Genomic DNA, 8,617 nt, shown 5'->3' with positions numbered 1-8,617 from the left:
ACGCCCGACGCCCACCGGATCGCGCACGTCGCCGAGATCGACGGCGTGACCTACGTGGACGACTCCAAGGCCACCAACACCCACGCGACGGCGGCCTCGCTGGCCGCGTACCGCCCCGTGGTGTGGATCGCCGGCGGCCTCGCCAAGGGCGCGACCTTCGACGAACTCGTCGCCGACGCGGCCCCGCGCCTGCGCGCGGCCGTCCTGATCGGCCAGGACCGCCAACTGATCCGCGAGGCGCTCGCGCGACACGCCCCGGAAGTCCCGGTGTTCGAACCCGCGCCGGGGAAGACTGGCGCGGAGGCGATGACCGAGATCGTCCGCGTGGCTGCCGCCGCAGCGCAGAAGGGCGACACCGTCCTGCTCGCACCCGCCTGCGCGTCGATGGACATGTTCACCAACTACGGTGAGCGCGGGGACATGTTCGCCGCAGCGGTTCGCGGACTCTGAACCGGACCACACCGCAAGGTCGCGCCCACGAGCAAGTCATTGCCAGGGGGCGCGATCTTGCGGTTGTGTGCTCTTCCGCTGCGCGCAGTGCCCCGCGCCCGCTGTCCGCGCAGCCACCGAAACGACGAAGGAGACGGACGTGCCGCCCAGCGAGAAGCAGCCGCGCTTGCGACTGGTCTCGGCGACCACGACCACCTTCAAGTCCGAGGGCCCCGTCGCGCGGGTGCGCGCAGCGCGTGAGCGGTTCGGGTACTTGATGGCCCGTCCGCTGACGCCGTACTACCTGATCCTCGGTTCGGCGCTGCTGCTGGTGGTGCTCGGGCTGGTGATGGTGTTCTCCGCCTCGCAGAGCGTGGTGGTGGACTTCGGGCTGCCGATGACGTTCTTCTTCCGCAAGCAGCTGATCGCCCTGCTGCTGGGCGGTGCGATCGCCGTCGTGCTGACCAGGGCCCCGATCAGGGTGCTGCGGACCGCCGTGTACCCGCTGCTGTTCGGAGTGGTGGCGGCGCTGGTGCTGGTGACGATCCCCGGCATCGGGGTGCGGATCAACGGCAACCGGAACTGGATCAGCCTGGGGTTCTTCCAGATCCAGCCGTCCGAGTTCGCCAAGCTGGCGCTGCTGCTGTGGGCGGCCGACCTGCTGGCCCGCAAGCAGCGCACCCACATGCTCAACCAGTGGAAGCACCTGCTGGTCCCGCTGGTGCCCGGCACGGTCGTGCTGATGATGCTGATCATGCTGGGCGGCGACATGGGCACCACGATGGTGCTGGTCGCGATGCTGTTCGGCCTGCTCTGGATGGTCGGCGCGCCGCTGCGGCTGTTCGCCGCCACCCTGGGCATCGCGGTGGTCGCGTGCACCGCGCTGATCATCACGGTGCCGCACCGGCTGGGCCGACTGGCCTGCGTGGGCGTCACCAAACCGGACCCGAACCTGGACTGCTTCCAGGCCCTGCACGGACTGTACGCGCTGGCCGCGGGCGGACCGTTCGGATCCGGACTCGGTGCGGGCGTCGAGAAATGGGGGCAACTCCCGGAGGCGCACACCGACTTCATCTTCGCAGCGACCGGCGAGGAGCTCGGCCTGGTGGGGACGCTGTCGGTGCTCGCGCTCTTCGCGGCACTAGGCTACGCGGGTATCCGTGTGGCTCTCAGCACCACGGACCCGTTCGTCCGGTACGCGGCGGGCGCCGCCACCACGTGGATCATGGCTCAGGCCGTGGTCAACCTGGGGTCGGCGCTGGGACTCCTGCCCATCGCGGGCGTCCCGCTGCCGCTGTTCTCGTACGGTGGTTCCGCGATGCTGTCGGCCATGTGCGCCATCGGGCTGCTGCTGTGCTTCGCGCGCAGCACTCCGGTGGCGAAGGCAGCGCTGGCTGCCCGGCCCCGCCGATGGCGAAAAGGGGCCAACTCCCGGTTCGGGTCCGTCCTGGACCGGGTGGTGCCAGGTAGGAAAACCACAGCGCGCAAGGCCCCCGGGTCGTCGCGCAGGGAGCGGTGAATTTCGGTGCATGTCGTACTCGCCGGCGGCGGGACCGCCGGTCACATCGAGCCGGCCATGGCGCTCGCGGACGCGCTGCGCAGGCACGATCCGTCCATCGGGATCACCGCCCTCGGCACCGAGCGCGGCCTGGAGACCCGGCTGGTCCCGGAGCGCGGCTACGAGCTGGCGCTGATCCCGGCGGTGCCGCTGCCCCGCAAGCCCACCCCCGAGCTGATCACCGTCCCGGGCCGGCTGCGCGGCACCGTGCGGGCCGCCCAGGAGGTCATCGAACGGGTCAACGCGGACGCCGTGGTCGGCTTCGGCGGCTACGTGGCGATGCCCGCCTACCTGGCGGCCAAGCGCGCCGGGGTGCCGATCGTGGTGCACGAGGCCAACGCCCGCCCCGGCCTGGCCAACAAGATCGGCGCCCGCTACAGCGACTTCGTGGCGGTCTCCACCCCGGACTCCAAGCTGCGCGACTCCCGCTACATCGGCATCCCGCTGCGCCGCACCATCGCCACCCTGGACCGCGGCACGGTGCGCCCGGAGGCCCGGCACTACTTCGGCCTGGACCAGCGCCTGCCCACCCTGCTGGTGTCCGGCGGCTCGCAGGGCGCCCGCCGGCTGAACGAGACGGTGCAGGCGATCGCGCCCCGGCTCCAGCAGTACGGCGTGCAGATCCTGCACGCCGTCGGCCCGAAGAACGAGCTGCCGACCATCGACGACATCCCCGGCATGCCGCCGTACCGCGCGGTGCCGTACCTGGACCGGATGGACCTGGCGTACGCGGCCGCCGACATGATGCTCTGCCGGGCCGGCGCGATGACGGTGGCCGAGCTGGCCGCGGTGGGCCTGCCGGCCGCGTTCGTGCCGCTGCCGATCGGCAACGGCGAGCAGCGGCTGAACGCCCAGCCGATGGTGAAGGCCGGCGGCGGTCTGCTGGTGGACGACGCCGAGCTGACCCCGGACTGGGTGCTGAAGAACGTGCTGCCGGTGCTCACCGACCCGGCGAGGCTGTGGGAGATGTCGCGCTCCGCCGCCGAGTTCGGCCGCCGGGACGCGGACGACCTGCTGGTGCAGATGGTGTACGAGGCGATCGAGGCCGCCCGCGGCGGCCGGCGTCGTGGCTGACGAGGACTACGAGGAGGAGCTCGGGGAGGACGGCGACGAGACCCGTCCGCCCCGGCTCCGACTGTCCCGCCGGGGCGTGCTGGTACTGCTGGCGCTGGCGGTCCTGGTGCTCGGCGGGCTCGGCTGGACGGTGTTCTTCTCCGCCGCCCTCGACGTCCGCCGGGTGGCCGTCCAGGGCCTGGACTCCGGGCAGTTGAGCCAGGAGGAGGTGGAGCGCGCGCTCGGCTCCACCGCGCAGGGCCCGCTGGCCCGGGTGGACCTGGACCGGGCCCGGCAACTGGTGGGCCAGGTGCCCCGGGTGGCCCGGGTCGAGGTCTGGCGCGGCTGGCCGCACACCCTGCGGATCAAGGTGACGGAGCGTCAACCGGTGGCGGCGGTCCGTGCCGACGACGGCCGCTTCGTCCAGGTCGACGCGCTGGGTGTGGAGTTCGCCACGGGCCCGCAGCCGCCGTCCGGCGTTCCCGTGGTGGCGCTGCAACTCGGCCAACCCGCGAACGACGCACTGTCCGTCATCGACCGCCCCACGCTGGTCCGTTCGGCCATCACCGTGGCCGCCGGCCTGCCCTCGGAGGTGGCCAAGCAGGCCGGTTCGCTCACGGTCTATTCGTACGACGACATCCGCCTCCAACTCTCCTCCGGCGCCACGGTCCGCTGGGGCAGCGCCGAGGAAACCCCGCGCAAGGCCCGGATCCTGACGGCCCTGCTCGGCCGGAAGGCGTCGAATTACGACGTGAGTGCGCCGGATGCCCCGGCGGTGTCCGGCTGATCCGGTAAGTTCTCTGCCCGGGGGAGGTATTGACGGAGCCGAGGCTCCGGTCCGACCCTTGATGGTCACCCCGGTTTCACCGGGGGGTCGATGATCACATAGGCTCAAAAGAAAAAGGGAAGCTCGGCGTGTTCGTTGAAACACGCGCTGGTTGCGACCTACTGTCCTGTGTCAACGAGCTGTGCTCGACAACGAACTGACACCGGCACAGCGATAACCCTCAACCTCAAGTTTAGGGTTCGGGTTGGAACCACGCGCTTCCCACCCATCGACATCCGTCGGCCTTCGTTCCAGGGGCGCCGACCCGGAAATTCGAGGCGAGAGGCCCCGACGTGGCAGCACCCCAGAATTACCTCGCGGTCATCAAGGTCGTCGGCATCGGTGGCGGCGGAGTCAACGCCATCAACCGGATGATCGAGGTCGGGCTCAAGGGCGTCGAGTTCATCGCGATCAACACCGACGCGCAGGCCCTCCTGATGAGCGACGCCGATGTGAAGCTCGACGTCGGCCGGGAGCTCACCCGCGGCCTCGGCGCCGGCGCGAACCCGGAGGTCGGCCGGAAGGCCGCGGAGGACCACCGCGAGGAGATCGAGGAGGTCCTCAAGGGGGCCGACATGGTCTTCGTGACGGCCGGCGAGGGCGGCGGCACCGGCACCGGCGGTGCGCCCGTGGTGGCCAACATCGCCCGCTCGCTCGGCGCCCTGACGATCGGCGTGGTCACCCGCCCGTTCACCTTCGAGGGCCGCCGCCGCGCCAACCAGGCCGAGGACGGCATCGCCTCGCTGCGCGAGCAGGTCGACACCCTGATCGTGATCCCCAACGACCGGCTGCTGTCGATCTCCGACCGCCAGGTCTCGGTGCTGGACGCGTTCCGCTCCGCCGACCAGGTGCTGCTCTCCGGTGTGCAGGGCATCACCGACCTGATCACCACCCCGGGTCTGATCAACCTGGACTTCGCCGACGTCAAGTCGGTCATGTCGGACGCCGGTTCGGCGCTGATGGGGATCGGCTCGGCGCGCGGCGAGGACCGGGCGAAGGCCGCCGCCGTGATGGCGATCTCCTCGCCGCTGCTGGAGGCCTCGATCGACGGCGCCCGCGGTGTGCTGCTGTCCATCTCGGGCGGCTCCGACCTCGGCCTGTTCGAGATCAACGAGGCGGCCCAGCTGGTCAGCGAGGCGGCCCACCCCGAGGCGAACATCATCTTCGGCGCGGTCATCGACGACGCGCTCGGCGACGAGGTCCGGGTCACCGTGATCGCGGCCGGCTTCGACGGCGGCCAGCCGCCGGCGATCGTCCGCGAGCCGGTGGTGAAGTCGGCGTCCAGCTCGACGTCGAGCAGCAGCGGCTCGTCCGCCCCGGAGCGGCCGGCCACCCGTCCGTCCTACGGCTCGATCGGTTCGGTCACCCGCTCCGAGGAGCCGGCCCGCCCGTCCGAGGCCCCGGCGCCGGTGACCACCGCCCCGCCGGTGCCGCCGCAGGTGCAGCCGGTGCGCCAGCCCTACGTCGAGAGCCCCGCCGAGGAGCTCGACGTGCCGGACTTCCTGAAGTGATTCGTACGGCCTTTCGCAACGGTGCTCACTTCGCCTCCACCACCCGGTGGGGCGGGGTGAGCACCTCGCCGTACGGGGAGCTCAACCTCGGCGGCGCGGTGGGCGATTCGCCCGAAGCTGTGAAGCAGAACCGTTTCCTCGCGGCCCGCGAACTGGGACTGGACCCGGCCGATGTGGTCTGGATGAACCAGGTGCACGGCGCGGACGTCGAGGTGGTGACGGACCGCCAACCGGACGGGTACGCACCGACGGTGGACGCGGTGGTCACCGACCGCCCGCTGGCCCTCGCGGTGCTCACCGCGGACTGCGTGCCGGTGCTGCTGGCCGACCCGGAGGCCGGAGTGATCGGCGCGGCGCACGCCGGGCGCCCGGGCCTGGCGGCCGGGGTGGTCCCCGCGGCGGTCGCCGCGATGCGTGAACTCGGGGCCCGCCCCGAGCGGATCCTCGCCGCCACCGGCCCCGCCGTGTGCGGCCGTTGCTACGAAGTGCCGGAGGCGATGCGCGCCGAGGTGGCCGCACTCGTCCCGGCCGCTCGGTCGGAGACCTCCTGGGGCACTCCCGCCCTGGACGTGCAGGCCGGTGTCGCCGCCCAACTCGCCGAGGCGGGCGTGCACGACCTGGTGCGATCATCTGTCTGCACCCTGGAATCTCCGGACCACTACTCCTACCGTCGGGAGCAGCGGACCGGCCGACTCGCGAGCTACGTCTGGCTGGGACCTCCACTCTCATGACGAACGACATCTTCGGTCCGTTCCCCGGCGGCGCCGACTTCGCCGCCGCCCTGACGGACGCCCAGCGCGCCCGCTTCGACCAACTCGGCGCCAACCTCGACGTGGTCGAGCGCCGGATCGCCGACGCCTGCGCCGCCGCCGGACGCCCGCGCGAGGAGGTCACCCTGATCGTGGTGACCAAGACCTACCCCGCCGAGGACACCGCACTCCTCGCCGGACTGGGCGTCACCGACGTCGCGGAGAACCGCGACCAGGACGCCGCCCCGAAGGCCGAACGCTGCGTCAACCTCCCGTTGACCTGGCACTTCGTCGGCCAGCTGCAGACCAACAAGGCGCGCTCGGTGGTCCGTTACGCGGACCTGGTGCACTCGGTGGACCGCGAGCGCCTGGTCGACTCGCTGGCCGCGGCCGTGCACAACGCCGAACGCCCGCCGCTGGGCTGCCTGGTGCAGGTCGCCCTGGACAAGGAGGCGGGCGAGGGCGAGCACCGCGCGGGCGTCGCGCCCGCCGACGTGCTCGCGCTGGCCGCGAAGATCGCCGACACGCCCGGGCTGCGACTGGACGGTGTGATGACGGTCGCACCGCTCGCGGGCCCGCTGGCGGGCGACCCCGCGCGCTCCTTCGCGCGCCTTGCGGAAATCGCAAGCGCCGTACGCGCCGAGCATCCGACTGCCACGATGGTTTCGGCAGGGATGAGCGGAGATTTGGAGCAGGCGATCGCCGCCGGAGCGACACATGTACGCGTCGGTACGGCGGTACTCGGAGTGCGGTCACCGCTCGGGTAACGTCACCGAGTAAGTAGATCAGACTGCAGGACAAAATAGGACAGAACCTAGCAGATGATCAGTCTGCTGGTAAACCGTGGATCGCATCCGAGCGCACACCTCCGCGGTCTGACGGACCGTCGGCCTGACAGGCCGTGACCATCACGGCGTCCGCAGGTGAACGGTGGGCGCATGAGCGGAGGAGACAGCAGCATGGCCGGCGCGATGCGCAAAATGGCGGTCTATCTCGGCCTGGTCGAGGACGAGACCTACGACAGCCAGGGGTACGACCCTGACGACGACTACGACACCGACCCGGAGCCGATCCGCACCGGCCGCACCGAGGACCTGCGGTCCGCGAACCCCGCCGCCGCGGCCCCCGCGCAGCCGGCGCCCGTGGCCCACATCGCCCCCCAGCCGGTGCCCGCCGCGGTCCCGATCCGACAGGAGCAGCCGCGGATGGCTCCCGTGTCGTCCATCACATCCGAGCGCCACCGCAATCTGGAGAAGAGCACCCCGGTGATCATGCCCAAGGTCGTCAACGAACGAGAGCCCTACCGCATCACCACGCTGCACCCTCGCACCTACAACGAGGCCCGTACGATCGGTGAACAGTTCCGCGGCGGCACGCCCGTGATCATGAATTTGACCGAGATGGACGACACGGACGCCAAGCGGCTCGTAGACTTCGCGGCTGGACTGGTCTTCGGTCTGCACGGCAGTATCGAGCGCGTGACACAGAAGGTGTTCCTCCTGTCGCCTGCTAACGTCGATGTCACGGCGGAGGACAAGGCTCGGATCGCCGAGGGTGGGTTCTTCAACCAGAGCTGACCCGGCCACGACTTTCTGTGTGGATCAGTTTGACAGTGCGTCACTGACGGACTGCCGGTCAGGGAGAGGGAGAAGTGATGGGGATCTTCGGTTCGGTGCTCTATTGGGTGCTGACCGTGTTCCTGCTGATCCTGCTCTTCAGGCTGGTGATGGACTGGGTCTTCCAGTTCGCTCGATCGTGGCGTCCTGGGAAGGCCATGGTCGTGGTGCTGGAGGCCACGTACACTGTCACGGATCCGCCACTCAAGCTTCTTCGGCGATTCATCCCGCCGTTGCGTCTCGGGGGCGTGGCGCTCGACCTGTCCTTCTTCGTACTGATGATCATTGTGTATGTCCTGATCTCGCTCGTGCAGCGCCTGTCGTTCTGAACGATGCGACAGGATGCCGGTCCGACGATCACGTTGAGGTGAAGAGATGCCATTGACCCCCGAGGACGTTCGGAACAAGCAGTTCACGACCGTCCGGCTGCGCGAAGGCTATGACGAGGACGAGGTCGATGCCTTCCTCGACGAGGTCGAAGCCGAGCTGACCCGCCTGCTGCGCGAGAACGAGGACCTGCGCGCCAAGCTGGCTGCCGCCACGCGTGCCGCCGCGCAGAACCAGGCGAACATGCGCAAGGAGCAGCAGGCTCCGCAGGACGGCGGACGACCCGGCGCTCCGGTGCCCGCCGCCATATCCGGTCCGCCGGTGCCCGGCCAGCAGCAGGGCCCCGGTCCGCAGCAGCTCGGCGGCCCGCAGCAGCTCGCCGGCCCCCAGCAGGGGATGGGCAACCAGCCGCTCGGCCTGCCGTCCGGCGCGCCGCAGCTGCCCGCCGGTCAGGGCGGCCCGATGGGCGGTCCGATGGGCAACCCGATGCAGCAGCAGATGGGCCAGACCATGGGCGGCCAGCAGCAGCTGGTCCAGCCGATGGGCGG

General features: G+C 70.5%; 10 protein-coding genes. All 10 read left to right on the top strand.

Annotation, left to right across the window (positions count from 1 at the left end; genetic code table 11):
• A partial coding sequence (locus IEZ12_RS37425; RefSeq protein ID WP_308430971.1) for a glutamate ligase domain-containing protein occupies positions 1–450 on the top strand: 450 nt, incomplete at its 5' end.
• A 139-nt stretch (positions 451–589) separates the two neighbouring features.
• Positions 590–1,948, top strand: coding sequence for a putative lipid II flippase FtsW (gene ftsW, locus IEZ12_RS00045; protein WP_189270196.1), 1,359 nt, complete (start codon positions 590–592; stop codon positions 1,946–1,948).
• Positions 1,949–1,954: 6 nt separating this feature from the next.
• Positions 1,955–3,061, top strand: coding sequence for an undecaprenyldiphospho-muramoylpentapeptide beta-N-acetylglucosaminyltransferase (gene murG, locus IEZ12_RS00040; protein WP_043913480.1), 1,107 nt, complete (start codon positions 1,955–1,957; stop codon positions 3,059–3,061).
• Positions 3,054–3,827 (top strand): cell division protein FtsQ/DivIB, encoded by a 774-nt coding sequence (locus IEZ12_RS00035; RefSeq protein ID WP_189270195.1) that lies wholly within the window; start codon positions 3,054–3,056, stop codon positions 3,825–3,827. The genes murG and IEZ12_RS00035 overlap by 8 nt, the downstream gene beginning before the upstream one ends.
• 332 nt (positions 3,828–4,159) lie before the next feature.
• Positions 4,160–5,377, top strand: a complete 1,218-nt coding sequence (gene ftsZ / locus IEZ12_RS00030) for a cell division protein FtsZ (protein WP_043913478.1) — start codon at positions 4,160–4,162, stop codon at positions 5,375–5,377.
• Positions 5,374–6,108, top strand: coding sequence for a peptidoglycan editing factor PgeF (gene pgeF, locus IEZ12_RS00025; protein WP_189270194.1), 735 nt, complete (start codon positions 5,374–5,376; stop codon positions 6,106–6,108). Before ftsZ ends, pgeF begins: the two co-directional genes overlap by 4 nt.
• The gene (locus IEZ12_RS00020; RefSeq protein ID WP_229847094.1) at positions 6,105–6,893 is read left to right on the top strand and encodes a YggS family pyridoxal phosphate-dependent enzyme; all 789 of its coding nucleotides are present in this window, start codon (positions 6,105–6,107) and stop codon (positions 6,891–6,893) included. The genes pgeF and IEZ12_RS00020 overlap by 4 nt, the downstream gene beginning before the upstream one ends.
• A 192-nt stretch (positions 6,894–7,085) precedes the next feature.
• Entirely contained in the window at positions 7,086–7,703 is a 618-nt protein-coding gene (locus IEZ12_RS00015) for a cell division protein SepF (RefSeq protein WP_043913476.1), read from the top strand.
• A gap of 77 nt (positions 7,704–7,780) precedes the next feature.
• A complete protein-coding gene (locus IEZ12_RS00010; RefSeq protein WP_033216891.1) occupies positions 7,781–8,071 on the top strand; it encodes a YggT family protein in 291 nt (96 codons plus the stop codon).
• A gap of 46 nt (positions 8,072–8,117) precedes the next feature.
• Positions 8,118–8,617: DivIVA domain-containing protein (locus IEZ12_RS00005; protein ID WP_189270193.1), on the top strand; the 500-nt coding region annotated here is incomplete at its 3' end.

The sequence above is a fragment of the Kitasatospora griseola genome (genome assembly GCF_014648555.1).
Classification (GTDB): domain Bacteria; phylum Actinomycetota; class Actinomycetes; order Streptomycetales; family Streptomycetaceae; genus Kitasatospora; species Kitasatospora griseola.
The sequence above is the reverse complement of the archived record's forward strand: the minus strand, read 5'-3'. Positions and strand labels throughout refer to the sequence as shown.

Coding starts and splice junctions, on each gene's coding strand:
- IEZ12_RS00020 (WP_229847094.1), top strand. CDS start 6,105: ATGACGAACGACATCTTCGGTCCGTTCCCCGGCGGCGCCGACTTCGCC.
- IEZ12_RS00015 (WP_043913476.1), top strand. CDS start 7,086: ATGGCCGGCGCGATGCGCAAAATGGCGGTCTATCTCGGCCTGGTCGAG.
- IEZ12_RS00010 (WP_033216891.1), top strand. CDS start 7,781: ATGGGGATCTTCGGTTCGGTGCTCTATTGGGTGCTGACCGTGTTCCTG.